The sequence below is a fragment of the Sorangiineae bacterium MSr12523 genome (assembly GCA_037157775.1).
In the GTDB taxonomy this organism is placed as follows: Bacteria; Myxococcota_A; Polyangia; order Polyangiales; family Polyangiaceae; genus Pendulispora; species Pendulispora brunnea.
The window spans coordinates 9,665,010-9,690,722 of record CP089982.1 but is presented as its reverse complement, the minus strand read 5'-3'; the positions used below and the strand labels follow the sequence as shown (position 1 = coordinate 9,690,722).

22 protein-coding genes are annotated in these 25,713 nt (G+C 63.7%); 17 read left to right on the top strand and 5 right to left on the bottom strand.

Annotated features, from left to right (window positions below; genetic code table 11):
- Positions 1-166: 166 nt before the first annotated feature.
- A complete protein-coding gene (locus LZC95_37805) occupies positions 167-2,434 on the top strand; it encodes a zinc-dependent metalloprotease (GenBank protein ID WXA92198.1) in 2,268 nt (755 codons plus the stop codon).
- Positions 2,435-2,531: 97 nt separating this feature from the next.
- Here LZC95_37805 and LZC95_37800 read toward each other — a convergent pair whose 3' ends face one another.
- The 4 genes from LZC95_37800 to LZC95_37785 form a co-directional block, all read right to left on the bottom strand.
- Positions 2,532-3,992: an ABC transporter substrate-binding protein gene (locus LZC95_37800; GenBank protein WXA92197.1), complete on the bottom strand. Its 1,461-nt coding sequence runs from the start codon at positions 3,990-3,992 to the stop codon at positions 2,532-2,534.
- Positions 3,989-4,825, bottom strand: a complete 837-nt coding sequence (locus LZC95_37795; GenBank protein ID WXA92196.1) for a hypothetical protein — start codon at positions 4,823-4,825, stop codon at positions 3,989-3,991. The genes LZC95_37800 and LZC95_37795 overlap by 4 nt, the downstream gene beginning before the upstream one ends.
- Before the next feature lie 63 nt (positions 4,826-4,888).
- Positions 4,889-6,649, bottom strand: a complete 1,761-nt coding sequence (locus LZC95_37790; protein WXA92195.1) for a protein kinase — start codon at positions 6,647-6,649, stop codon at positions 4,889-4,891.
- Positions 6,650-6,865: 216 nt separating this feature from the next.
- Positions 6,866-8,653, bottom strand: coding sequence for a fatty acyl-AMP ligase (locus LZC95_37785; GenBank protein ID WXA92194.1), 1,788 nt, complete (start codon positions 8,651-8,653; stop codon positions 6,866-6,868).
- A gap of 402 nt (positions 8,654-9,055) precedes the next feature.
- Here LZC95_37785 and LZC95_37780 point away from each other — a divergent pair, with 402 nt between their 5' ends.
- The 7 genes from LZC95_37780 (at position 9,056) to LZC95_37750 (ending at position 15,038) form a co-directional block, all read left to right on the top strand.
- The gene (locus LZC95_37780) at positions 9,056-9,871 is read left to right on the top strand and encodes a ferritin-like domain-containing protein (protein WXA92193.1); all 816 of its coding nucleotides are present in this window, start codon (positions 9,056-9,058) and stop codon (positions 9,869-9,871) included.
- Positions 9,844-10,728 (top strand): hypothetical protein, encoded by an 885-nt coding sequence (locus tag LZC95_37775; protein WXA92192.1) that lies wholly within the window; start codon positions 9,844-9,846, stop codon positions 10,726-10,728. Before LZC95_37780 ends, LZC95_37775 begins: the two co-directional genes overlap by 28 nt.
- Positions 10,729-10,851: 123 nt before the next feature.
- Positions 10,852-12,309: a CocE/NonD family hydrolase gene (locus LZC95_37770; GenBank protein ID WXA92191.1), complete on the top strand. Its 1,458-nt coding sequence runs from the start codon at positions 10,852-10,854 to the stop codon at positions 12,307-12,309.
- A 5-nt stretch (positions 12,310-12,314) separates the two neighbouring features.
- Positions 12,315-13,019: an amino acid racemase gene (locus LZC95_37765; protein WXA92190.1), complete on the top strand. Its 705-nt coding sequence runs from the start codon at positions 12,315-12,317 to the stop codon at positions 13,017-13,019.
- 158 nt (positions 13,020-13,177) lie between these two features.
- The gene (locus LZC95_37760) at positions 13,178-14,107 is read left to right on the top strand and encodes a general secretion pathway protein GspC (protein WXA92189.1); all 930 of its coding nucleotides are present in this window, start codon (positions 13,178-13,180) and stop codon (positions 14,105-14,107) included.
- 248 nt (positions 14,108-14,355) lie between these two features.
- The gene (locus LZC95_37755) at positions 14,356-14,634 is read left to right on the top strand and encodes a hypothetical protein (GenBank protein ID WXA92188.1); all 279 of its coding nucleotides are present in this window, start codon (positions 14,356-14,358) and stop codon (positions 14,632-14,634) included.
- Positions 14,631-15,038: a response regulator gene (locus LZC95_37750; GenBank protein WXA92187.1), complete on the top strand. Its 408-nt coding sequence runs from the start codon at positions 14,631-14,633 to the stop codon at positions 15,036-15,038. The genes LZC95_37755 and LZC95_37750 overlap by 4 nt, the downstream gene beginning before the upstream one ends.
- Here LZC95_37750 and LZC95_37745 read toward each other — a convergent pair.
- Entirely contained in the window at positions 15,015-16,154 is a 1,140-nt protein-coding gene (locus tag LZC95_37745) for a Gfo/Idh/MocA family oxidoreductase (GenBank protein WXA92186.1), read from the bottom strand. The genes LZC95_37750 and LZC95_37745 overlap by 24 nt on opposite strands.
- Before the next feature lie 112 nt (positions 16,155-16,266).
- Between LZC95_37745 and LZC95_37740 the strand changes: the two genes are divergently transcribed.
- The 9 genes from LZC95_37740 (at position 16,267) to LZC95_37700 (ending at position 25,709) form a co-directional block, all read left to right on the top strand.
- On the top strand, positions 16,267-17,082 hold the full coding sequence (locus LZC95_37740; protein WXA92185.1) for a Ku protein: 816 nt from the start codon (positions 16,267-16,269) through the stop codon (positions 17,080-17,082).
- Positions 17,079-17,684: a UdgX family uracil-DNA binding protein gene (locus LZC95_37735; GenBank protein WXA92184.1), complete on the top strand. Its 606-nt coding sequence runs from the start codon at positions 17,079-17,081 to the stop codon at positions 17,682-17,684. The genes LZC95_37740 and LZC95_37735 overlap by 4 nt, the downstream gene beginning before the upstream one ends.
- Positions 17,681-20,044 carry a DNA ligase D gene (gene ligD, locus LZC95_37730; GenBank protein WXA92183.1) on the top strand — a complete coding sequence of 788 codons (2,364 nt, stop codon included), beginning with the start codon at positions 17,681-17,683 and terminating at the stop codon, positions 20,042-20,044. The genes LZC95_37735 and ligD overlap by 4 nt, the downstream gene beginning before the upstream one ends.
- Positions 20,037-20,918, top strand: a complete 882-nt coding sequence (locus LZC95_37725; protein WXA92182.1) for a DUF72 domain-containing protein — start codon at positions 20,037-20,039, stop codon at positions 20,916-20,918. The genes ligD and LZC95_37725 overlap by 8 nt, the downstream gene beginning before the upstream one ends.
- Positions 20,919-21,025: 107 nt before the next feature.
- Positions 21,026-22,057, top strand: a complete 1,032-nt coding sequence (locus LZC95_37720; GenBank protein ID WXA92181.1) for a hypothetical protein — start codon at positions 21,026-21,028, stop codon at positions 22,055-22,057.
- A 65-nt stretch (positions 22,058-22,122) separates the two neighbouring features.
- A complete protein-coding gene (locus LZC95_37715) occupies positions 22,123-22,647 on the top strand; it encodes an RNA polymerase sigma factor (protein ID WXA92180.1) in 525 nt (174 codons plus the stop codon).
- Positions 22,644-23,486 carry a hypothetical protein gene (locus tag LZC95_37710; GenBank protein WXA92179.1) on the top strand — a complete coding sequence of 281 codons (843 nt, stop codon included), beginning with the start codon at positions 22,644-22,646 and terminating at the stop codon, positions 23,484-23,486. The genes LZC95_37715 and LZC95_37710 overlap by 4 nt, the downstream gene beginning before the upstream one ends.
- A 118-nt stretch (positions 23,487-23,604) precedes the next feature.
- Positions 23,605-24,012 (top strand): hypothetical protein, encoded by a 408-nt coding sequence (locus LZC95_37705; GenBank protein WXA92178.1) that lies wholly within the window; start codon positions 23,605-23,607, stop codon positions 24,010-24,012.
- A gap of 152 nt (positions 24,013-24,164) precedes the next feature.
- Positions 24,165-25,709, top strand: a complete 1,545-nt coding sequence (locus LZC95_37700) for a hypothetical protein (protein ID WXA92177.1) — start codon at positions 24,165-24,167, stop codon at positions 25,707-25,709.
- Positions 25,710-25,713 lie beyond the last annotated feature (4 nt).

Below are 25,713 nucleotides of genomic sequence, written 5' to 3'. Positions count from 1 at the left end.
AAATGAGTTTGCTAAGACGCCGTTCGTTGCCGCACTAACGAACTAGCATGGCTCCAAAGAGACTTCACTAAAACAGACACTTGTTCATTTTGTTGAACTTTAACTTGCAGGAACGTTCGCGTAGAGGTAATTCGCACCACCCTGGGGGGAGTGGAGGGTGTTCGCGATGTCGCTCGCTCGAACGTTCCGTGGGGTCCATCTGTCTCTGGCGCTCGTAGCGCCAGCCGTCGTCGTCGCCGCAGGTTGCGCGCAAACGACCGATTCCTCGTCGGTAGAAGCCAACGAGCTTTCCAATGGCGACGCGTTCGTTGCCATTGATCGGCCGCTGCCTGCGGCCGCACAAGGACTTATGACGCAGTCGGTTCCGAGCACCGACACACCACGTTCTTTTTACGTGGCCATCAACCGCAAAGAGCTCGGACAGCGGTATTTCCTGACCGCGTACGTCAAAGATTACTTCCCCGGCACCGTCGGTGCGTTCGCCGCCGCGTCACTCGGTGTACGTGTGGTCACGTTTCGCGAGCAAAACGGGAAGCTTTTCGTCTTTGACGCATCGAACAACTACGCCACCAGCGATACGTTCGACCCATCGCTCATCATCGAAGCGTATCCCATCGTGAAGTCGAATCATTTCGACGAGCTCGCGGGGTCGAACAACTACATCCTTTTCGATCCCGCTGCGGGATTGAACCGATTTGGCGCGCTATCGGACGCGTTTGCGTATGGCTCGCAACCCTCGCATTTCCAGATCGATTTGGCGTTTTTGCAGAAGTTCCGCAAGCTTTCGGATGGCGTCACCTTCGAAGAGGTGTTCACGGGCTTCAGCAACGACGCGGCGCTCAACGCCTCCGGCGGGCTCGAATCAAATCGTTTCAAGGCGTCGGGCACCTTGGGCCTCTCCATCCGCCGCTACCACGAGAGCTCGGACTACGTGGCCTCGGCACTCCCCGCGAAGGAATTCTATTTCCGCAGCGATCGGCACTCCGTCAAAAATACGGGGACGACCTCGCAAACCCCGGTGAAATGGAACATTCACCCCGGCGGAAAACCGATCACGTGGCTGCTGTCGAACCACTTCCTCAAGTTGAAGGATGATCCGGCTTACGCGCCGTACGACGTTCTGGGCGCGGTCAAACGCGGTGTCGAGGGATGGAACGAGGTGTTCGGCTTCAAGGCGCTCGAGGCCAAGGTGGCCAGCCCGGACGATTCGTTTGCCGACGACGACAAGAATTACCTCGTCTTCGACGCAGACCCGACCTACGGTTTTGCCTTTGCCGATTGGCGCTCCAATCCGAACACGGGCGAAATTCGCGGTGCCAGCGTGTATTTCAACGGCGTTTGGCTGACCTCTCTCAGTGCATTCTTCGACGATCCGCCCGCACCGGGGCCGCTCGCCCCGAAGCTGGATTCGGTGCTGAACCTCACGCCGCCCGCGCATGCGCCGATCCCCGGGCTCACCTGGGGCGATTTCCGCAGCGATCCGTCGTGCGTGCTCTGGGCCCCGACGGTCGCCGAGCTGCAGGAGGCCGAGGCAGCGGCGGGTGCGTTGCCGCCGCTCACCAAGAAGCAGAAATTCGAGGCGTACATCTCGCACGTGATTTCGCACGAGATTGGCCACACCTTGGGCCTGCGTCACAATTTCAAAGGCTCGCTCGAGCCCCTCTCGTCCACCGTGATGGACTACAACCTGACGCAGGATCGGGCGCGCCTCGGCACGCCGAAGCCCTACGATTACGCGGTCATCAAATACCTGTATGGCCTTTCGAACGAAGCTCCCACGCAGGCGTTTTGCACGGATCCCGACGTGCTCGTCGATCCCGAATGCTCGCGGTTCGACTTTGGCGCGAACCCGCTCACGGACGACGCGACGCCCGGCTACAATGCGGCGTTGAATGGCTTCCTCAGCGGCGCCGTGACCGCACCGCCGGGCAATATCCTGAACCGGCTCCTCAAGTGGATTCGAGGTGGGACGGCCGCGCAGCACTTGCAAGCGTGGAATGTTGCCCTCGGGCCGCTCAAGGTTCCCGCCGATGCCACCAAAGTGGCCACCATTCCAGGGTATGCCGCGCGCGTCGATCAGGCCACGAGTCTTCTCTTCTCGCGGCTTTACCTCGATCCGGCCACGCTTCGCGGCGACACGCGCAACAGCGGCGCATTTCTCAATGATCCGCCGTACGACGCGCAGGTCACACCGCTCATCATTGCCGAGTTGAAGGCAAACCTCGTCAATGGGGACTCGATTCGCTCGTACGCCACGCGTCGCACGGCGGTGGCCGTTCTGAAGAAGCTGCAAGTCACGGCGGCCCTTAGCGCGCTCGTCGACGCGCGCGCGACCATTCAGGCCGCGCGTGCAGGTTCGAGCGGAGACGATGCCGTTTTGACCGACGAGCTCCTCTCCCGCATCGACACCGCCGTGAAGAACTATTTCAATTAGAAAAATGAGAAGAAGACGGGAAGGTTCGTTGGGATTTCATCATCAGAAATCCTTCCCGCCTTCCCGTGTTCCCGTTCAATCCTCTCCGGCGATCACCTCACCAACCTAGCCAAGAATTCTCGAGCGAAATAGTTCGGTCGGGCGGCTCGCGAACCAGCGAGCCGTCCGTCCCGATTTTGTAAATCGCCTCCGTGGATTGCGGGCGATGGTCCTTTTCGCTGTAGGACAATCGGTCCGTAAGTCCGCCCATGTCCACGTTGCGGAATGTCTCCAGGGCAGCTCTCAAGTTCTCGCCCGTCACCGGTTTGCGCTGATTGACCACCGCCTCGACCCCCAATCGGAAGAGGGTCGCGTTGATGTAACCCTGCACGTAGCGCACGGTTTTGTACGAGGCCGGTGCCGCGCCCGATTGGGCCGAATCGATCTGCCGCCACTTGTCGTGAAGCGCCGTGAGCCTCCCCATTTCGCTCGAGCCTCGGCTCGTGTCGCCGTAGGGCGTATAAGGAACGATGCCGTGCACGGCGTCGACGCACGGTGTCCCACAAATCGTGTACATGTCTTCGCTGAAGCCATTGTTGTTCAGAATGAGCTGCACGTTGGGAATGGCCGGCGTCGTTCCCGCGAGCTGTGACTTCATCCGAGACAGGGCAATGGCCATTTGCACGCTGGTCGTCGTCGTATTGCCGCCCCACACCCAATCGACGATGTTGTAGTTGGGGTCGTCGTTCTTCTTGTGCGCCTGCTCGTCTTTGAAATACTGCAGCACCGCGGCATCGTACGCGGCTTGATCTTGCCCGCTCTGCTGCAGCGGGAGGACGCGACCGATGTCGAGGCCGAGGCTTTCGGCGTGAACCCGGGCCGCCTGCGCAGGCCCCGTGCAGTACGGATCGTCGCACACGAAGAAGCCGACCCGTTTGCCGCCCAATGTCTTGATGTGGAACATCGCAATGCGGGCGCCGGTCGAATAATCCGTGAAGGCGAAGAAGTTGTACGGATATCCATTGGTAGCAAAGTGCGTCCGCAGCGTGTTGCGCGCGAAATTCTGACCGATCTCGGGCACGGTCACGTCGATGCTGACCGCATCGGGCGAGGCGAGTGAAGCGTGCTGCCCGCCGAGCAGGGGCTTCTTGTCGGCGGCGACTTGGTCGGCGAGACCCAACGTGTCCGGCGTGCCGTAGCCCAGAACGGCGACGACCTGCGGCCACGTGGGGTCGGCCTTCCAGCTTTCGTACACCTGCCGCGCATTGTCGGCTTTGTAACCGTAATCCGTGGATACGAAGTTGATATGGCAGCCCTTGATGCCGCCACCTTCGTTGAGCTCGCGGAAGTAATCTTGCTCGCCGGCCAAGTACGGCGCGCCCAGCGTCTTCGTCGGACCGCTCACGTCGATGATGATGCGCACCTCGATATTGCCCGTGCACCGGGCGTCCCCCGCATCACCACCGTCCGCCGAGGAGGCCGAGACGTATCGGTCGGATGGAATGTCCAAGATGTCCGCGCAGGCCAGCAAGCCGCACGCGCAGGAAAGCGCTGCAATGCTCCACGTGATGTGTCTCATCGCCAAGCTCCCCCGAGCGTAATGCCCGCCATTTGCGGTCCGACCTTGGGTGTGATCTGCAATGCGGCGGACCGCTTGTTGTCCGGTGCGAGGAAATAGAGGAGCAATCCGCCCGCCACGGCGACGCCTCCGGCCACGAATCCAATGGTGGAGATGGTCGCGGCGCGGCGGGCGTCGTCGGTCAGGTTCAATGCCTCCTTGTCGTTGCACGCGCTGCCATTGCAGAGTTTCGACGCGTCGTCGTTCTTCGATTTCGCGATCATCCCGAAAACGGCGCCCGCGCCAATCAGCGCAAGACCGGTTCCGCCGGCGATGATTCCGCCGATCTGCATGGTGGAGCGCGTGGTATCGGGGCGTTCGGCGGACGATGCCGATGCTCGCGACGCCGGTGTCATGACGATGGAGCTGCCTTGCGAAGACGATCCGTTCGCCGGGGCGGCGGCGGCGTTTTTGCGGATGGCCTCTTCCTCTTCCTTCAGCGCGGCGAGCCGTTCGGTGGCCCTTTTGGTGAGGTCCGGCTCCGTTTGCGAAAGGTGCAAGTAGCGCCGGTAATAGTCGGCCGCGACCTCTCGCTCGTGAAGCTTGCGGTCGTAGATATTCGCGATGTTGTAGAGGTTACGGCCGTCCGCCGAGATTTGATAAGCTCTCTGATAAGCCGCAATGGCTTTCGGATATTCGCCTTTCGCGACCAGCGCGAATGCTTCGTCTGCCCACTCGTCGGCGGTTTTTTGCTTGTCGGGGGTGGGGGAGCCCGGGCCGTCGGCGGCGAATGCGACGGTCGGTGCGGTAAGTGCCACACAGAGAGCAAAGAAGGCCGAATGCAACTTCGCCATGTCGATTTTTCCTTTCCGCGAGATACGATTACGCCCTTACCTTGTTACGTATCGACCCATGCCCTATTCGAGCACTTTGGTTTTCGGATCGTCGTCCTCGAGAACCTTCACCTTGCTGCTTGGAATTTGCGTCGCGCTGGGCGGGGGCGGTGCCGTCGCCGAAGCCGTCACCTGCCCCGAGTTTGCCGGCTGACGCGCAGCACTTCGGGCGCGCACGGGCGCTGGATTGTTCACCACCGGTGCAGGCTTCGCCGTGGGGACCAAGGTAAGTTGCCGCGTGACATCCGATGCTCCCGCCTCCAGATCGACCACCAGGGTCGCCGGAACGTATCCGTCCTTCGTCACGATCAAGGTCTGCCGGCCCGGTGGCAGGTCGATGCGCGCAGGTGTGCGACCCACGGGTGAACCATTCCAATCGACGATGGCACCGGCTGGGTCCGTGGTCAGCGAAACCGGGACAATCACTTTCGCCTGCGCTGCAGGTTGCACTTGCGGTGGCGGTGACGGAGCCTCGTGCACCACGTTGTTGGTTCGCAGCATCTCGCGCCCGCCGACCAACACGATCAGAAGCCCCACACATGCCGCGAGCAAAAGGCCGATGGTGACCAGCGCCGCGCGAAAGCCTCGCGACACGGAGATCTCCACCGAGCTTTTCGACCCGGCATCCGTCATCGTGGTCACCTCTTGCACGGGCGTGCGCGGGGTGCCGTCGTGCAGGCGGGTTACCCCCGACTGCCGCTTGAATTGCGAGTGCGTCCCGGGCGAACCCATGTCCGTCTCCGAGTGCGCCGTGGCCACCGACGAGATATCTCCGTCGGGTGGCAACACCGCCGCCATGAAGGTGTACACCTGCTTGGCGATCGCCTCCTTGCGCTCTTGGAACATCGCCATCATGGCGCGCTCGATGGTCACCTCGCGGATGACTTCCCCCGTACGCCGGATGTACGCCTCCAGCGCTTCCCGCATCTCCGCCGCGGTTTGATATCGCTTGGACGCATCTTTCTCCAAGGCCTTGGCTACGATCCCGTCCAACATGGGATCGATGTCGGGGCACACGGACGAAAGACGCATCACCGGGTCGCGCCGCACCAGGTCCGTCAAAATCTTCGCCGGCTGCTCCTCGAAGAGCCGCCGTTGGGCGAGCATCTCCCAGAGCACGATGCCCATGGAGAAGAGGTCCGAGCGCCGATCCACCCTGCCCAGGGCTTGCTCGGGCGCCATGTATCGGACCTTGCCCTTGAGGACACCGGCCTCCGTCTGTTCGGTATTGACCGCCTTCGCAATGCCGAAGTCGACGATCTTCGTCTCGCCCGTGTACGTGAGAAAAATATTCTGCGGCGAGATGTCCCGGTGAACCAGATCGAATGGCGTGCCGTCGTAATCGCGCAGCTCGTGCGCATTGTGAAGGCCGCTCAGCGCATCGGCGATGATGCGCGCCCACATCACGGACGAAATTTGGTGATGGATCTCATTGGCGTGGGCCACCCGATTGAGCGACTGTCCCTCGAGGTACTCCATCGCGATGAAGTACGTTCCCTCGTGCTCTCCGACCTCGTACGTGTGAACGATGTTCGGATGCGCGAGCCGCGCCGCCAGGCGCGCCTCGTTCAGAAACATGTCCACCACGTGGCCTTGTTCGGAGACCGATGCGCGCAGTCGCTTGATGACCGTGAGCTTGTTGAATCCCATCGGGCCGCGGGCCACCGCGAGAAAAACTTCCGCCATCCCGCCGCTGCCGAGCTTCGCAAAGAGCTGATACTTTCCGAATGTAGCGGACCCCTGCTCCGAGTCGTCGGAGTCCGTTTCCCTCCCTGCACTCATCATCGAAGACCTCCCCAGCAATCCGAATTTACCTCATGGATGCTGCCGGAGAGGACATCGAATTAATGTATTTCAATAGCCGTTCCACGGTGCCTGTATGCGAGAGCTGCACCTTTCGGCAACCGCTGGATGCTGCCCCTCCGTTGGCCTTCTGGTGCCTTCAGGTAACTGGCGTGACCACACAAAGCTCCACCGCAATTTTGTGGCGCTATTTCGATATCATGCCACTGCGCGATGAGCTGCCGGTTTGCCCGATACCGTGGAATCAGGTGCGGAGAGCGCATCCTCGCGATGAATTTCGCGCAGACGCTTGGCCAGCAGATCGGCACGACATTGTGCACGCTGCACTTTGCCGCTGCTCGTCTTTGGCAGTGTGCGCGGTTCGATGAACACCAGCACGTCGGGTCTTACCTGGTGCTCCAGCGCCAGTGCGCGCCGAATCTCGCTTGCCACCATATCGTTCGTACAATCCATGCCATCGCTTCCCATGCGTGCAGGGTCCAGCTCGGCGACGACGGCCAGCCCCTCGCCGTGCTCTTCCGAATGAATCGTGAAGGCCGCGGTGCAACCCGGGCGGATCGCAGGGTGTGCTCGCTCCAACGACTCCTCCAAATCGTGCGGGAAGAGGTTGCGCCCGTGCAAAACAACGAGATCCGAGATACGCGTGCACGGATAAAGTTGACCATCGAGCCAGAACCCGAGATCGCCCGTACGGAAATATGGCTCCGAATCGTCACCGTCGAGCCGCGCGCCAAAGCTCGTTTCCGTGAGCTCGGCTTGGTGCCAATAGCCGGGTGAGATCGTCAATCCCTTCAACCAAATTTCTCCCACTTTGCCTTCGGGCATCTCATGGTGGGTATTTGGATCCACCACACGCACCGTGGTCAGCCCGCGGTGTGGAACGCCACATGCCATGAGTGATATGGCACTGCTGTCCCCGGGTCGCGCGCGACTCGCCCTATGATCGATCTCGAGATCGTGTGCGCGGAAGCGTCCCTCCATGGGCCGCACATTGGCATCGGGGCCCGTGATGAAAAGCGTTCCTTCGGCGCTGCCATAGCATGGTGCGAACGTTTCCTTCCGAAAGCCGTAGGGCTCGAATGCCTCGGCGAAGGCCGCCAGCGAGGGCGCACGCACGGGCTCGGCGCCGGTGATCATGCAGGCGAGGGAGGAGAGGTCCAGGCCGGTGAGGTCTTCGCTCTTCGCTTTTTGCGCACACAACGCAAATGCGAAATTGGGGCCGCCGCTGCGGGTGGCGCGAAAGGCGGAGATGGCGCGAAGCCAGCGCATGGGGCGCTGCAGAAACGCCTCGGGCGACATGAGCGTGAGCTCCCCGCCGGTCCACCAGCTCTGTAAAAGGTTGGCCATCAGGCCCATGTCGTGGAACAGCGGCAGCCAGCCGACCCAGCGAGCCGGCATCGTGTGCAGGTACGCTTTCTCCAGCGCCATGGCTTGCGCCACGATGTTCCCGTGCGTGACCATCACGCCCTTCGGGGTGCCCGTCGATCCCGACGTGTACTGAAGCAGCGCAAGCGACTCCGAGGAGAGTGTCGTCGTGCGATGAAACGAGGCGGGGCTGAGATCGTCCGTGGCCACCCAGTCAAGGTCGACGAACTCGGGAGCGTCGGAGAGAAGCGCCCTGGCCGCCAACGCGGTGGCATCATCGGTCAGCACCACGCGCGCGCCACTGTCTTGGACGATACTGACCAAGCGAGGAAGGAGTCGCTTAAGCCGCGCAGGATCGGGCGCTCCCGTCGCGACTGCGGGAACGCCGGCATAGAAGCACGCGAGCAGGGCGGCCGCGAATTCGAGCCCCGTTGGATAGAGCAGCAACACGGGTTGCGAATCGCCACGGTGGTCGCCGAGTCGAGCTGCGATGGAGCGCGCACGTTCATCAAGCGTGGCGTAATCCCACGTGCGTGCGGGGCCATCATGGTCGCCGGTCACCAAGTATCGAAGGGCAACGTTTTCGGGATTTTTCGCGACGTGCGACTGAAAGCGTCTCACGATGGATTCGAACGATCGATTTTGGACTTGATTCATTGGACTCAACCCCCCGGTTAAATCGGTATTCTGGTTTCGCACGACTGACGCCGTCACCGCGGCGTTGGAACCATGCTGGACGAAGTCCACGAAGGTCCCCGCAGGGAGCGATCCCGAGACCTTTGCCCTGAGCAAGTTCGGGACCCGAAGCACATCATCGAGACGCGCTTTCGCTGCAGCGTTCCATCGCCGGCGCGCGCTCGCCCCAATGGGGCGCTCATCTGTGCGGATGCGGAAGCACTCGCGCAAACGATGCGCGATGCGAGGTCCGCGAAGGCGCGACGAAGCGGCCACGAAGCGGCAATGCGCCGACGTGAGTACTCAAGCTGGGCGCGCTCCGGTGAATTCTGGCAACATGTCCCGCGCATGAAGGAGCCTGAGGCCGGGACGATCGAGCGCTGGGCATGGGACTACATCCTGTGCGACACGATGGCGCACAAGTTCGCGCCAGGCCCGGTGCCCGCGCGCTCGGAGGCCGACGCGGAAAGCGGAACGGAAATGCCTGCGAGGAGATTGCGCGCACCGGGCAGGCCTTCGGAGCTTCGCATCGTGCGCAAGGCGGAGAAGACGCGTGGCATGTCCGCACCGAGCGGGCGGGCGCGAGCGTTGCACACGTTCCTGCATCACGAGCTGCAGGCCGCCGAGTTGATGGCGTGGGCCGTCCTCGCGTTTCCCGATACGCCCATCGCGTTTCGCACCGGGCTTCTGCGCATCGCGCACGATGAAATGCGGCATATGCGGCTTTACCAGGAGGAGCTCGGACGCCTTGGTTACGCCTACGGAGACTTCGGGGTGCGCGATTGGTTCTGGGAGCGCATTCCTGGCTCGGCGGATCCCGCGGCCTTCGTCGCGGTGATGGGGCTCGGTGTCGAAAGCGCCAATCTGGAGCACACCGCTCGGTACGCGGCCATGTTTCGCGAGGCCGGCGATGAAGAGGGCGCGCGCGTTCAGGAGATCATCGGCCGCGAAGAAATCGCCCACGTGCGCTTTGGCGTGCGCTGGTTCGAGTTCTTTCGCACGGGCCTCTCTTTCGAGACGTGGTGCCGCTCCCTCCCGCCGCCGCTAACGCCGCTTCTCATGCGCGGCAAACCATTGCACCGCGAGGCACGCCGCCGCGCGGGGCAGCCCGAGCCTTTTCTGGACGAACTCGACGCATGGCAACCCGCATCGCCTGGGTCCTGAACCTCGACGCGGATCTGGAGCTCGCCACGCTGCGGGGGTATTCGCCCAAGAAAAGCGTGCTCGCGGCGATGGAGCCCATGGTGGCGCGTCTTGCCGGCGTGCTCCTCGGCCCGAACGACGTCCTCGTCGATGGACAGAATGCGCGCGGTCTTCCAGGCCGCGCCTTCTGCCCGACGCCCCGTGCGCTGAAGATCCTCGAGGCCGCGGGTGCGGTCCCCGAGCGGCACCCGCCCGTGGAGGTTCTCCGTCGCGTCAACTCCCGCGCCTTTGCCTCGGCGATGGGAGCAACCCTTCCATCAGGAAGGTTCGTTACGTCGCTCGACGAAGCGCGCGTGATGCTCGGCACGTCGCCCGCCGTCGGTCGCGGATGGCGCATCAAGCGCGCCTTCGGCATGACGGGCCGCGGTCAAAGGCCCGTCGACGTCGGTGCCGCATCCGACGCCGACATCGCCTTCGTTCGCGCGGGTCTCGCCGAGGGCGGCGTGCAAATCGAACCCAACGTCTCCATCGTGGACGAGTACGCGATCCACGGCATGCTCGATCAAGAAGAAGGGACACACGCGTTGGGCGTATTGGTCAAGCAACGCTGTGATGCGCGAGGAAGCTGGATCGCGACCGAGCGCATCGCCGAGCCGACATCGACCGAACAAACCATCGGTGCGCGCTTGGTCGAGGAGGCTGCTCGCGTTGCCGAGGCACTCGTGCGCGAAGGCTACTTCGGTCCCTTTGGCATCGATGCGTACACGTACCGCGATCCATCGGGCGCCCTCGCGCTGCAACCGCGCAGCGAGATCAACGCGCGCTACACGATGGGCTTCGCCATCGGTTTCATCTCCGGACGAGAAGCCGCTCGATGATCGCAGGCGCCGTGCGGTAGGTGCCGTGCGCTTCCGCCCCAGGGGCGGGTCAAATCCGCCCTCCTGCTCCATGCGACGTTGCGCTCGCATTGACTTTCCGAACGGGTCACCTACGAAGGGCCGATGAACGCCGTACTGGATTTCGACGTCGAGGTTCCGGCGCGTGATGGTGCCCGCCTCGCGTGCCACGTTGCGCGACCTGCAGGTGAGGGGCGCTGGCCCGTCATCATCGCCCGCACGCCCTACGGAAAAGATGGCGCCTTCACGAACCCCGTGCTCGATCCCGTGGGTTTCGCGCGCGAAGGATTCGCCGTCGTCGTTCAAGACGTGCGCAAGCGCGATGGCTTCACCCCGTTCGTCCACGAGGCGGACGACGGCGAGGACCTCGTCGCGTGGGCTGCCGCACAACCCTTCAGCACGGGCGACGTCTTCGCGAACGGCAACTCGTACCAGGGATTCGCACAATGGGCCGCGGCAACCCGCGCACCGCCTGCGCTGCGGGCCATCGCACCGGGCCAATCGCCCAGCATACCGTCGCGAACCATGTTCCACCGCGGCGGCGTATTCGAGCGCGGCGCCATCACCACCTGGAGCATGTCGCTCGGCCTCCCGCAGCCCTTCGAACCAAGCCCGCCCATGCTGCAAGCCTTCACCGAGGCGCAGTCCTACGAGCGCATCGTCGTGCCGGCGCTGATCATCGGCGGCTGGTACGACTACTTCGTGCAAGGCGCCATCGACCAATTCGTCGGCATGCGCACCCGCGCCGGGAGCGAGCGAGCGCGCCAACGCACGCGCCTCGTCATGGGCCCCTGGACACATACCGGGCATTCGGCCATTGCGGGTGAGCGCTATTTGGGATTCGGCGCCTTGCCCGGCATCGGACTCCCGGGCGGCTTTCGCGGTGAGATCGCCCGCTTCTTCCGCGAGCAACTCGCCGGCGCGCCGGCCACGGGCGCCCCCGTGCGCATCTTCGTCATGGGAAGCAATGTTTGGCGCGATGAATCGGAATGGCCCATTGCCCGGACGCAGTACACCTCGTGGTACCTCGGTGCGGGCTCTCTCGGTCCCGAGCCACGCTGGTCTGCGCCGGCGCGCATCGCCTACGATCCCGCGTCCCCCGTGCCGACCTGGGGTGGCAGCAACATCGGGTTCACCGAGCTGGCCGGCCCCCGCGATCAGCGTCGCATCGAGGTTCGCGACGACGTGCTCGTCTACACGTCCGCGGTTCTCGACGAGAGCCTCGAAGTGACCGGCACCGTCGTCGTCGAGCTGTGGGCCACCTCCAGCGCACCCGAGGCCGACTTCGTCATCAAGCTGGTCGACGTCGAGCCGGATGGCACCACGTACAACGTCGCGGAAGGGATTTTGCGCCTGGCGCTCGAGCCGGGCCAGCCTCGTCTTTTCCGCATCGAGCTGACCCCCACGAGCCATGCCTTCCAGCCCGGCCATCGCGTTCAGCTCGACGTGACGAGCAGCTCGTCACCACGTTGGGCGCTGAACCCACATGCGGCCGAGCACCACGTCCTGCACGAGCAGGCCCATCCATCGCGCGTGATTCTGCCCATCGTTCCGTTACCCTAGGAAGCATGAACCCGTCGCCCGACCACATCGGAATCGTTGCTTGCTCCGCCGAAGGCGCCGCCCTCTGCTACCGCACCATCTGCACGGAGGGCGCGCGGCACCTCGGGCCGCATGCGCACCCGGAGGTGTCGATGCACACGCATTCCCTCGCGCACTACGTGGCCTGCATCGATCGCAACGATTGGCGGGGCGTGGCCGATCTGATGCTCGCCTCGGCCAACAAATTGGCATCCATCGGTGCGCAATTCCTGATTTGCCCCGACAACACGATTCACAAGGCCTTTCCCTATCTCCACCGCTCACCGCTTCCCTGGTTGCATATCGCCGAGGTCGTGGCCGCGCAGGCCGTCGCCCGCGGATTTCACCGCATTGGCGTGACGGGAACGGCATGGACCATCGACAGCGAGATCTATCCAGAGAAGCTCTGCGCCCAGGGCCTGGGTTACGTGCGCCCGAGCGCCGCAGAGCGCGACGAGATCCACCGCATCATCATGGATGAACTGGTATGCGGCATCACCAAGCCCGAGCAAGTCGCCTATTTCCGACGGGTGATTGGCAGGCTGAAGGACGCGGGCTGCGATGCCGTCATCCTCGGCTGCACCGAGATTCCGCTCATCATGAACGACGAAAACTCCCCGCTTCCGACCCTCGACTCCACGCGTCTCTTGGCGCAGGCCGCCTTGCAGCGCGCCATTCGAAATACCAAATAGCCGATTGCCACCTTGTCGCGCGGCGCCCAGCTTCCCTTCGTCCCTCGCCATCGTGTCGCACGTTTCGCCGACCATCGCGACGAAATACCGATTGACGAGCGCTGGCCAGCCGCTTGCAATTCATTCGTCCTCGAATGGTTCCAAGAAGACCCTTTTGGATGATCACCCCGGCCCTCGTCATGATGGCCGCCTTCTTCGGCGCCCAGGGCGTCATGCAGGTGATCCGCCTTGGTCTCATGACGGACGCGGCCAGCCTCACGCGAGAGCCCCTTGCGCCGCGACCACCGACGGTGGCCACGGCAGGCAGGCATGCGACGAGCGCCGACGCCATCCTCGCCCGCAATCCCTTCGACTCGGAGACCGGACCGTTGGGCGTTGCCAAAGCTGCGGCCAACACGGACGCGAATGGTGCCGAGCCCTCCGCGGCCGTCTGCGAGGGCGTGAAGGTGCACATCATTGCAGCATCGAGCGATCCCGATTGGTCTTACGCCGCGCTGAGTGACGGAGCCGCCGGCGCGGAGAACGCACCGTCGAACGTCGTTTTGCGCCGCCGCGGCGGAGACTTCAATGGCAAGAAGGTCGCCTACGTCGGCAGCGATCGCGTTTGGCTCGACAACAATGGCTCCATTTGCCAGGCCCGCCTCTTCTCCGAGCCTGCCGCTGCCGAACCGACCAAACCACGTGGCCCGTCCGACGCCGCCAAGCCGGTTCCGGGAGGGAATACCGCGCTTCCACCGGCGATTGCCAATGGCATCAAAAAGGTGGGCAACAACGAGTACGACATCGACCGCGCCGTGGTCGATCAGGTTTTCGAACACCAAGGGGAATTGTTTCGCCACAGAATCGTTCCCGCCCAAGACAGCAGCGGCAAGACCATCGGCATCAACGTCTTCGGTGTGCCCAAGGACTCCTTGCTCGGGAGGCTCGGCATCGAGAATGCCGACCGCATTCAACAGATCAACGGCTACGACGCGGGCAATCCCGAGAAGATGCTGGAAGCGCTCGGCCGCCTCCGTACCGCCGACCACCTGACCCTGACCGGGAGCCGAAACGGCAAGAATTTCGCGATCGATTACAACATCAAATGATCGTGCGCCGGCAAAGGCTACACAGGTGGCACTTTTGTCCTGTCATAGCGTTCTGATCGATCCGCGCGGTTTGGAGCTGAGAAAAGGCAGCGATTCTGAGCTATTGCGCCTCAAGCGAAGCATCTAGAACAAACCTTGGCTCGGGCGATGCACATGGCCCATCGTTCCAAACGGGGGGTGCATTCCAAACAAGGGAGACTCGCTATGAGCAGCCACGCAAATCCTTCGTCAGACTCGGGGGTTGCGACATGAACTCCGAACGCAATCTCCCAGTCTATTTGCATTACGAGGAAGACGGCACCGTCTCCGCACGATGCCCGCTCATGCCCGAGATCCAATGCCGCTCTGCGACCCGCGCCCTGGCCCTCGGCACCATGCAGCAGCTTCTCCGTCGCGCCCCGAAGGTCACGCCGCAGCACGCGCAGAAGTACGAAATTGTATTTCTCGCCGTTGCAGCGTCTTCCGACAATTCGTCTCGCCACACGCGCGGTGCGCATGGGCGAGCCCGCAGGTATGCCCATCCATGATTTCTTCCACCGCTACTCCGCAATCCCTGCTCGTCGTCGACGACGAAAAAAGCCTCGTCGAACTCGTGTCGTATTTTCTTCGCGGCAAAGGATTCGATATCGTGCAAGGCAAAGATGGTATCGATGCCTTCTCCTCGATATTGCTGCACGAACCGCGTTTGATGTTGCTCGACTTGTGCCTCCCGTGCATCACGGGGCTCGAGGTCATCAAGCAGCTTCGCGACGATGCGAAGACGGCCGATGTTCCCATCGTTGCCATGAGCGCCGATTCGTCCCTGCTCGATCGCGCGCTGGATCTCGGCGCCGACGAGGCGCTCGCGAAGCCTTTCAGCCGCGAGCGCCTCGTGGAGGTCGTGGGGCGGCTCATGCCATCGGTGCCATCAGCGCCCGCGCACGTTGACTGATCCATTGCTTGGCAGGCTGGGCGAAGGAGCGTTGACCGTCTTGGGCTCTCGCACCGGCGGCTTCGCAATCTCATTGCGCAGATCGGGCCGACGCGCGACGTGGAAGGGGCCGAGCTTCACCGGTCGTCCTTCGCGCGCCGCACGGGCAATGGCGCGCAGGATGCGCACGTCGGCCAGCCCTTCTTCGCCCGACGGCTCGGGCTCCGTTCCTTCCAAAATGCAGCGCGAGAACGCGACGAGCTCGGGTGCAAACTGGTCACGCTTGGTAAAAATGGTCGTACGCGTTTCGCCGCCGACGGTGAGCGTATGCGTCAGATCGCCTTGATACGTATACGCGGGCTCGACCCGGAGATCGCCCTCGGTGCCGATGATTCGGTACGTGTCGATGGTGGCTGCTCCCTGGCTCGAGCCGAACGTGGCGATGCGCTCGCCGGGAAAGCGCAGCACCGCGACCGTGGTGGCATCCACCCCGCGGAAGCGCCCATCGCCGTGCGAAACCTGGTACGCGAACACTTCCTCGGGCTCGTCCCGGAAGATGGCCCGTGCCGCATTGACACAATAGATGCCCGTGTCGAACAGCGCCCCGCCGCCCACCTCCGCGCGGGTGCGGATGTCGCCCGGCCTCACTTGCTGCGCGAACGACGAATCGAAGAGCCGCACGGGCCCCAGCGTCCCGTTTTTCACGAGCTCGATGGCGCGCAAGTTCGCCTCCTCGAAGTGCAGGCGGTAGGCGATCATGAGCTTCACGTTCGCATCGCGGCAGGCGCGGATCATGGCCTCGCAGTCTTCCTCGGTCATGGCCATGGGCTTTTCGCAGAGCACGTGCACCTTGGCCCGCGCCGCCCGTTCCGTGAATTCGCGGTGCATCGAATTGGGAAGTGCGATGTAAAGTGCATCGATCTTGCCCTGCGCCAGAATGGATTCGAGCTGATCGTACGATCCGACGTGGCGCAACCCATAGTGGGTCGCGAGCGTTTCGCGCTTTTCCGGATCGGACGAGATGATGGCAGCGAGCTCCGAATTCTCTCGGGCATGCTCGAATGCGGGCAACACCGCAGCTTGTGCAATATTGCCGGCCCCGGCGACGGCATAACGAATTTTTCGGGTGGAATCCATTGGCGCTTCCTCCTTTCGTGCCAGCTTCGAGTGGTTAGCAAGGGAAAGACCGGAATTTTGCCCGAGGCTGCCTTTTGCGAATGGACTGATCAATGCAACGGCTCCCGGCATCATGGCGCACGCAATCTGGAGCGGGACCATTAACTTCGGGCTGGTCAATATCCCGGTGCGACTCGTCACCGCAGTGCGTGATGCATCGGGCGTCCATTTTAACTTTCTCCACGACGAGGACGAGGGCACCCTCCACAACGAGCGCATCTGCAACGAATGTGGAAAGAAGGTGTCCTGGGAGCACGTCGTCCGCGGATATCCGTTCAAGAAAGGCGAATACGTCGTCGTCGACGATGAAGACTTCCAAGCCGCCGCCGTCGAGGCCACGCAGTCCATCGACATCGTCCAATTCGCGAACGAAGACGAGATCGATCCGATGCTCTACGAAAAGCCATATTACCTGGAGCCGGAAAAGAAGGCACACCACGCCTATGCGTTGCTCCGCACGGCGCTTGCGGAATCGGGCAAGGTCGGCATCGCCCGGGTGGTGCTGCGATCGCGCGAGCACATTGCCGCGTTGAAACCGAGCGGGGACGTGCTGGTGCTGGACATGCTGCACTGGAAGACCGACGTCGTCGACGTGGGCACGCTCGAATTGCCCAAGCCCGCCTCCAAGGCCGCCAGCGCGCGCGCTGGCGAAATGAAGGCCGCCAACATGCTCATCGAGAGCATGACGGCGAAGTTCGATATCGGTGAGTTCCACGATACCTACCATGAAAAGCTGATGGCCTTGATCGATCGCAAGGCGCGCGGCAAGCCCATGCCCAAGTTGAAGAAGGCTCGGCCTCGTGCGACCAATGTCGTCGACTTGGCCGATGTGCTGCAGCGCAGCCTCGCCGCGACCAAGCGTAAGCGCACGCGAAAGGCGGCCGCATGAGCGCCGTGAAGTCGTTGCCGCGCCTGCGCGAGGAGGCCAAATCGTGTCAGCGCTGCGATCTGTGGCGCACGGGCACGCAGACCGTGTTCGGCGAGGGCCCTTCGCGCGCGGAGATCTTGTTCATCGGCGAGCAGCCCGGCGACGTCGAGGACATTCAAGGCAGGCCCTTCGTCGGGCCGGCCGGACGGCTTCTCGACCAGGCGCTCGCGGAGGCCGGCATCGACCGACGGCGCGTATACATGACCAACGTCGTGAAGCACTTCAAATGGACACCGCGCGGGAAGCGCCGTCTCCACAGCAAGCCCAATCAGGGCGAGATCACGGCCTGCCGCTTCTGGCTCGACGCCGAGCTGGCCGCGGTCAAGCCGCGCATCATCGTGTGCCTCGGCGCGACGGCGGCGCAGGCTCTCCTCGGCAAATCGTTCCGCGTCACGCAGCACCGCGGCGAGCCTGTGCCTTCTCCGCTTGCGCCCGTGGTGCTGGCCACAGTGCATCCGTCCTCTTTGTTGCGCGCACCGGATCCCGAGACGCGTCGCACTGAGCGTGCGCGGTTCGTGCGCGATCTGGTGGCGGTGCGCAGGCTCCTGGAGATGGCCGCATGAAGAAAGACGCCCTCCGCCGATATCGAACCATGCGCGACTTCGACGCGACCCCCGAGCCGCGCGGGCCCGAACCAAGTGCGCGCCGCGGAGCCAAGGCGCTCTCCTACGTGGTTCAACGTCATGACGCAACCCGATTGCATTACGACTTCCGTCTCGAATTGGACGGAGTGCTCAAGAGCTGGGCCGTCCCCAAAGGCCCTAGTTTGGTGCCGGGCGACAAGCGCCTTGCCGTCGAGGTCGAGGATCACCCGCTCGACTATGGCCACTTCGAGGGCGCCATTCCCGAGGGCCATTACGGCGCCGGCCACGTGCTGCTTTGGGACGAGGGCACGTGGGAGCCCGAGGGCGATCCGCACACCGGCCTCACCAAGGGCCGCTTGTCCTTTCGGCTCGAGGGCAAGCGGCTGCATGGCGGATTCTCGCTCGTGCGCATGCGCAATCGCGGCGAAAAGCAGAATCAATGGCTCTTGCTCAAAACGCGCGATGCGCACGCCAAGGCCCCCGGCTCGAAGGAGGTAACCGCGGCGGCGCGCGTGCCGAAGCTCGAGTCGTTCCACGTGCAGCTCGCGACCTTGGACGAGGAAATCCCGAAGGGCGAGGGATGGATCTTCGAACCGAAGCTCGACGGATACCGCGCGCTCGCCTCCGTCGAGAACGGCAAAGTTCATATCGTGAGCCGCACGGGCCAAGACTGGACTGCGCGTTTCGCCCCCATCCGCAAGGCACTCGCCGAATTGCCCATCCAATCGGCGGTCCTGGACGGTGAGATCTGCGCGCTCGACGAGCGCGGTCTTCCCAGCTTCCAAAAGATGCAAAATGCCAAAGATGCGGAGGTGGTTTACTATATTTTCGATTTGCTCTTCGTCGACGGATTCGACGTGCGCGATCGTCCGCTGGAAACGCGAAAAGCCATGCTGGCGTCCATTCTGGGGAATCGCAAAGCGCCCATTGGATACGTTTCACACTCGCCCGCCGAACAAGGCGCCGAGCTTTTCGAGCTCGCATGCCAACAAGGCGTCGAGGGCGTCGTGGCCAAGCGCAAAGACCAGCCGCATCGCCCTGCACGCACGCGCGATTGGATCAAAGTGAAATGCCAGCAGCGCCAGGAACTGGTCATCGTCGGCTTCACCGCGCCCGGAGGAAGCCGGCCGGGCCTGGGCGCACTCCTCCTCGGTGTGCACGGCGAAGGTGGCGAGCTCCGTTACGTTGGTAAGGTGGGCACCGGCTTCACCGCCCGCGTACTGCGCGATCTGCACCGCCGCCTTTCGAAGCTCGCCATCGACAAGCCCGCCGTGGCTCGAGCGCCCCGCATGCGCAATGCCACGTGGGTGAAGCCGGAGCTCGTCGCCGAGGTGCGCTTCACGGAGTGGACCAAGGACGGCGCACTCCGCCACCCGGCCTTCGTCGGCCTGCGCGAGGACAAACCTTCGCGCGACGTCGTACGCGAACAACGCGACCCACGCGAACGCCGCGCTGAGGACGATGCGACCGTGGCCGGCATCCGCATCACCCATCCCGATCGCGTGCTCGATCGCGCCTCCGGAACCACGAAGATCGCGCTGGCCCGTTACATCGAATCCGTATCCTCGTGCATGCTCCCGTACGTGGAGCATCGCCCGCTCGCGCTGGTCCGCTGCCCCGAAGGTGACCGCGCCGAGTGCTTTTTCCAGAAGCAGCGCACGCCCGGCATGCCCAAGTCCATCCATGGCTCGAAAATCGGCAAGAACGCCGTGCTCTACGTGCAGGACGCCGAAGGCCTCGTGTCCCTCGCGCAATTCGGTGCCGTCGAACTCCATGGGTGGGGCTCGCGCCTGCCCAATCCGCTGCACCCCGATTGGATCGTCATGGATATCGATCCGGATGTTTCCTTGCCCTTCACGCGGGTCGTCGAAGCGGCCTTCGCGCTGCGCGATGCATGGAAGAGCATTGGACTCACCAGCTTCGTCAAGACCACCGGCGGCAAAGGCTTGCACGTCGTCGTCCCCATCGTGCCGGAACTCGGCTGGGACGACGTGAAAGACTTCACCCACGCGATTGCACTCCGCTTCGAGAAAGAGGACCCACACCGCTACACGGCGGTGATGTCGAAGCGTTCACGCCACGGAAAAATCTTCATCGACTACCTTCGCAACGGCCATGGCGCCACCGCCATCGTTCCTTATTCATCCCGCGCGCGGCCGGGTGCCACCGTGGCCATGCCCGTCGCCTGGCGTGATCTCGCACACCTCGATCCGCAGGACTTCACCGTGGAGACCGTCCCCAAGCTCCTCGCGCGGCGGCGCAAAGATCCCTGGGCTGGCTTTTTCGAGCTCGAGCAACGACTTCCATCTGCGCCGGCGGAGCGGCGCAAGAGTGCCTAGAGTTAGCCGTGTTCATATTGGAATATCCGGATGGAACTACCCATCTTGGCGCGGCGTCTTTTATCCAAAAGGCCTCCCGCAGAAACAGGAACTCGCTTATGCCAGCCGCACGTTCGACAGCATCGAGGTCAACGGCTCGTTCTATTCGCTTCTCCGGCCCCCCAGCGTGGCCCAATGGTACGAGGCCACGCCCGACGGCTTCGTCTTTTCCATCAAAGGGAGCCGCTTCATCACCCATCTCAAACGGCTGCGCGACATCGAAATTCCACTGGCCAATTTCTTTGCCTCGGGTGTGCTTGCCTTGCGCGACAAGCTGGGCCCCATCCTTTGGCAACTGCCTCCGAGCACACAGTTCGATTCGGAGCGTCTCGAGCAATTTTTCGACTTGCTGCCGCGCACGACCCACGCCGCAGCAAACCTAGCCCGAAAGCACGATCATCGCCTCGAAGGCCGCGCCTACCTGCGACCGCACGACGATCGTCCGATTCTTCATGCTTTGGAGGTGCGACATCCGACCTTTGGCGATCCGGCGTTTCTTGCCTTGCTTCGAAAATGCGATATCGCACTTTGTATTGCCGACACCGCCGGTCGCTTCCCTTATTTCGATGGCGTGACGTCCAACTTCGTTTACGTGCGCCTGCACGGCGATACCAAACTTTACGAAAGCGGATATAGCAAACGCGCGCTCCGGACATGGGCGGAACGCATCGCGGGATGGCAGCGCAAGCTGCGCGGCAAAGGCGATGTCTACGTGTACTTCGACAACGACGCCAAAGTCCGTGCGCCCTTCGACGCGTGCACCCTGCGTACCATCTGCGACGAAGGCCTCGGGCGTCTTGCGGAACGAACGTTTCGGGTGTGCCCGGCACCGTAGGTGTGCCCGGCATACATAAGGGCCGCTATCACGGTACACTGCGTCGGAGATGGTGCTTCCTTTCCACCGGCCAGGTATGTTCCTCCGTCCCTTCCTCTTCTGATCCCATGGCGCTTACCTCCATTCGTGGCAGCACGGCCCTGCTCGGAGCCTTCGCGCTCGCATGGCTCGCCGGCGAGGGTCATGCCGCGGCCGACGAGCCGCCCCGGGTCCGGCTGGTCTACGTTCGCGGACCCGGCACCGAAAAATGCCCCGACGAGCGCGATCTGCGCAACGGCGTGGCCGCCCGGCTCGGGCGCGATCCGTTCGACGATCACGCAGAAAGAATGGTCACCGCGCGCGTTACCCGCGCCCGCAGAGTCCTTCGCACCCGCATCGAGGTCCACGGTCCCGCGGGCGAGCTCTACGGTGAACGCGACCTCTCCTTCAAGGACAAGGATTGCGCGGAGTTGGCCGAGGCCACCGAATTGGCCATCGCGATTGCCATCGATCCCCTCGGGGCCATGTCGCCCAAACCCATCGTGACCGAGGCCCCGCCGCCGGCACCCGCGTCGCCCACCGAAGAGCCGCACCCTCCGCCCCCGCCCCCCGTGGTCGACGCACCCGCGCCGAAACCGCCGCCACCTCAGCCGGCCTCGCCTCCACCTCCCCATCTTCAATTCCATGCGGACGGCGGTCCGGTGGGATCGTTGGGAGCCGGGCCGCAGGCTGCGGTGGGGGGGCGCCTGCTCGTCGGTGTGCGGCGCATGCCCTTTTCGGCTGGGCTGGAAGGCCGGTTCGATGCGCCGACCACCCGAAGCGTGGGCCCGGGCAGCATCGAAACCTCGCTGATGCTGGCCTCGCTCGTGCCTTGCTACCACTACGGCGTGCTGGCGGGCTGCGCGATCCTTGGAGCGGGAGCGTTGCGTTCGCACGGCCGGTCCTTCGAAGATTCTCGCGACGCCACGACCGCCGTTTTCATGGCGGGGGCCCGCTTGGCCGTGGAGGTGCCGCTTGATGGCGTGCTATTTTTACACCTCCATTCCGATCTCCTCGCCGCACTCTCGCAGACCACCGTGCAGGTCAACCAGTCGGAAGTGTGGCAAACCCCGAGAATTTCAGGGGTTATAGGAATGGGGTTGGGGGTAACTTTTCCGTGACGGATTCGCCCCGCTCATCCCGATTCCCTCGTGTGGTAGCAACCCCGGCCCCTCAACCCAGTGCCGTGGGCTGGCGACCATCCTTCCGATCCATCTACGAGGCAGAATTCGACTACGTTTGGCAAACGCTTCGGCGTCTGGGGGTGCGTCCCTCGGATCTCGAGGACGTGGCCCACGATGTTTTCGTGACCGTTCACCGCAAACTCGACGACTACGACTCGTTTCGCCCCATTCGCCCGTGGCTCTTCGGCATAGCTTTTCGCGTAGCATCTGATTACCGACGGACTTCCCGCTTCAAGCGCGAGGTCTTCGACAGCGAACCCGAGAGGCAAGACACGGCACCCATCGCCGACGCGCAGTTCGAGGCGAGGGAAGCACAAAGGTTGGTGATGGCGGCGCTCGAAACGATCAACTTGGACCAACGGGCGGTTTTCATCCTGCACGAGCTGGATGGACAGACCATTCCCGAGGTCGCGAGCGCGCTGGGGGAACCGCTCAACACCGTGTACTCGCGCCTGCGGCTCGCGCGCAAAGCCTTCTGCGCCGCCGTCACGCGCATGCAGCAGCAAACGCAACGGGTGAAAGCATGAGCGACGATCTGGAGTCGCTGCCGCCCGCGATGCGCGCACTGCTCGAAGCCGGCTCCGACGGTCCGCCCGCCTCGTCGCGGATGAAGGACCGCCTGCTCCAGCGCGTCGAAGCGACGATTCACGCTGCGGCGATGGACGAGGCGGAAGACGAAGCGCCGCCCTCCCGGGCTGCCAACGACGTGTGGGGCGCCCCGCCGGAATCGAAATCGTACGTGGCTTCGGCGGTTGGTTCCGCACCCGCCACGCCCGCCGCCTACGCCACCCGCGCCCGCCTGCGTGCGGCGCGCTTTCCGCTCTTGGCGGCGGCATTTGCCGTGGGTCTGCTCACCGGTGGCTTCGTCGTCTATACGGTGGTGCGTCCGGAGACGGGGCCGCAAGTAGCGCAGACGCCGTTGGCGCCGGCGCCCGGACCGGAGGAATCATCGCAGCTCCGACCCGGCACTTCCAACCCACCCGCCCCCGTTGTGCTGCCCGCCCCGGCGTCGTCCAATTTGATTGGCGCGCCCGCTCCTTCTTCTTCGGTGCGGGTCGAGCCGGAGACGCGCGGATCGGCGGCACCGGAGACGCGAGACACGAGCGGTACCGAGCGGGCCCTCGTGGAGACCGCGCGCGCGGCATTGGCGCGGGCCGATGCGCCGCATGCTCTGGTGGTGCTCGAGCGGCACGCACACGACTTTCCCAACGGCTCCTTCGCAGAGGAACGGGAGGCGCTCGCCATTCAGGCGCTCGTGAAGACGGGCGATGTCGCGGCGGCGAAGACGCGCGGCGATCGCTTCCGCCAGCATTACCCGCGAAGCCTGTTCATGCCGGTCGTGAACGACGCCACGCGCGGCCTCTGACTGCCCGCGACACGGGCTCGTTCGCGACACGGGTTTACAATAAATGCCAATGTTGGTGATGGAAGCATGGCCTCCTTCCCAATTGTTTGCATGAGGCGCTGATGCGCCGGTAGGACCCATGGCCAATCGCTTCGAACCAACCGACACACTCCTCTCGGTGACTTCCGGGACGGGGGCCTCATCGCACGTGCGCGTGCGCGCCGCAGGCAGTCCGCCGCCGGCGTCCCCGAACGACACGGGAACGCGCACCCGCGCGCGTGAGGTGAAGGACGGTTCCGCCGCGCCCATCGCACTCCCGCTCGGGCTCGCCTTCGTCGGCGGAGCCTTGGGAGGCATCGTTGGCGGTGGCGCCATGGCGGTCGACATCCAAATTGCGTTCTCCGCCAGCCCGATCTGGATCAAAGCTCTGGCCATACTCGCGGTTACCTGGACCGCGATTGCCCTGTTCATTTTCGCGCTCTGGCGTGTGAACGCCGGCCTCGACGGAGCTTCGCACCGGGAAGGAAAAAATCGTCCGGCGCGGTGACGGAATGGGAGCCGCGCTCCCAATCCATGGATGACAGTTGCTCTTTTCCTCTTACTTGGCTTGTCCACTCCACCTCGAGAGGCTCACGCGTCACGGCAGTCACACCGCGACGCGTGAGCTTTCTCATTTCTGCTAGGCTTGGCGCCCTGCCAATGATGTCTCGGTCGCGCCCCGGGCGCGTACGCTGCGCCTTCGGACTCGCCCTCGTACCGGTGCTCGCCTACGCGCTCCTTGGTACCCTCGGCGCCTGCGACTACGTGGCCTACCTCGGCAACTACGAGGTCCGCGACGGCACGGTCTTCGACGCCGGTCCGGACGCCGACGCTGACGCCGAGCCGGGCGTGCCCTGTGGGGCGAAGTCCTGCTTTGCGCCGTCGACGTGTTTGGATCCAAAAGGGGAGGGGACATGCTCGAACGACATCGTCAGCATCTCCGCGGGGGGCGAGACCACGTGTGCCCTTCTTGCGGATGCCACCTTGTGGTGCTGGGGCGGAAACCAATTCGGAGCCCTCGGTCAGCCTCCTGAAGGCGACGAGCAGTGCAACGCGGGCAACGACACCTTCGTGAGCTGCCGGCACAAGCCCAGCCAAGTCCCTGGGATGACCGATGTCCTCCAGGTCTCGGTAGGCTTCCAGACCGTCTGCGCCGTGAAGCGAAACAATTCGGTTTGGTGCTGGGGAAACAATCACTTCGGCCAGCTCGGGCATGCTCCCAATGAGGCTGGCGATCGCATGTGCCCGCCCCTGAATCAAGGACCGGCGGGCACCCCCCAAGAGTGCAACTCCGTACCAGTGCAAGTGGCTGGCCTCTCGGCGGTCGAAGTCGCGGTCAACCGTGAGCATGCGTGTGCGATCGGAACGGATGGCCGAGTCTCGTGCTGGGGGCGAAATGAAGCGCTGGCCCTCGGCACCACCCTCGTAGCCCCCTCCGCTGCGACGCCGATTCCGCAATCCGTCAATGGGCTGCCGAAGGCGCTCCATTTGGCCACGGGCGTCTCGAGCTACCACACGTGTGCCATCACACAGGAGCGCAAGGCGGTTTGGTGCTGGGGCGCAAACCACAGCGGCCAGCTTGGTCATCCCAAGTCGTTGGATACGGAGTGCTCGGGGAACTGCTCGTCCACCGCGCGTGCCGTGGCCAAGAACTACACCGATGCGGGAGTTTCCGAGCCGCTCGAGAATGTCACCTCGCTGGCTGCGGGCTACCTTTTCACGTGCGCGGTTCGCGATTCGCGGGTCTATTGCTGGGGCGGCAACGACTTTGGCACCCTAGGTCCGAACCTCGTCGAGCACTCGACCTCGAGCCCGACCCAAATCCCAGGGATGTCGCTCATTCGCGAGGTGGGTGCCCGCTTGATCCATGCGTGTGCCGTCGCGGAGGACGGGAGGATCTTCTGCTGGGGCGCGAACCCACTTGGTTCGATCGGCACGGGCGAGATCCTGGGTGAGCCTTGCCAGACGACGGTCTGTCGAAAGACGCCGTACAACACCGGCCTCGCGAATGTCGTGGGCACGGCTACCGGTGCGGGTGCCAGCTACGCCTTGTTCGCCAAGCGCTCCTCGATCTCGGCATGGGGAGACAACAGCACGGCGCGCCTTGGCCACAAGCAAACCGACGAAGGAGATCTCTACAACTGCGGCGATCTCCACGAAAGCGTGTGCAACCCCACGCCGCGCCTCATGCCGCGGTTTCCCTGAGAGC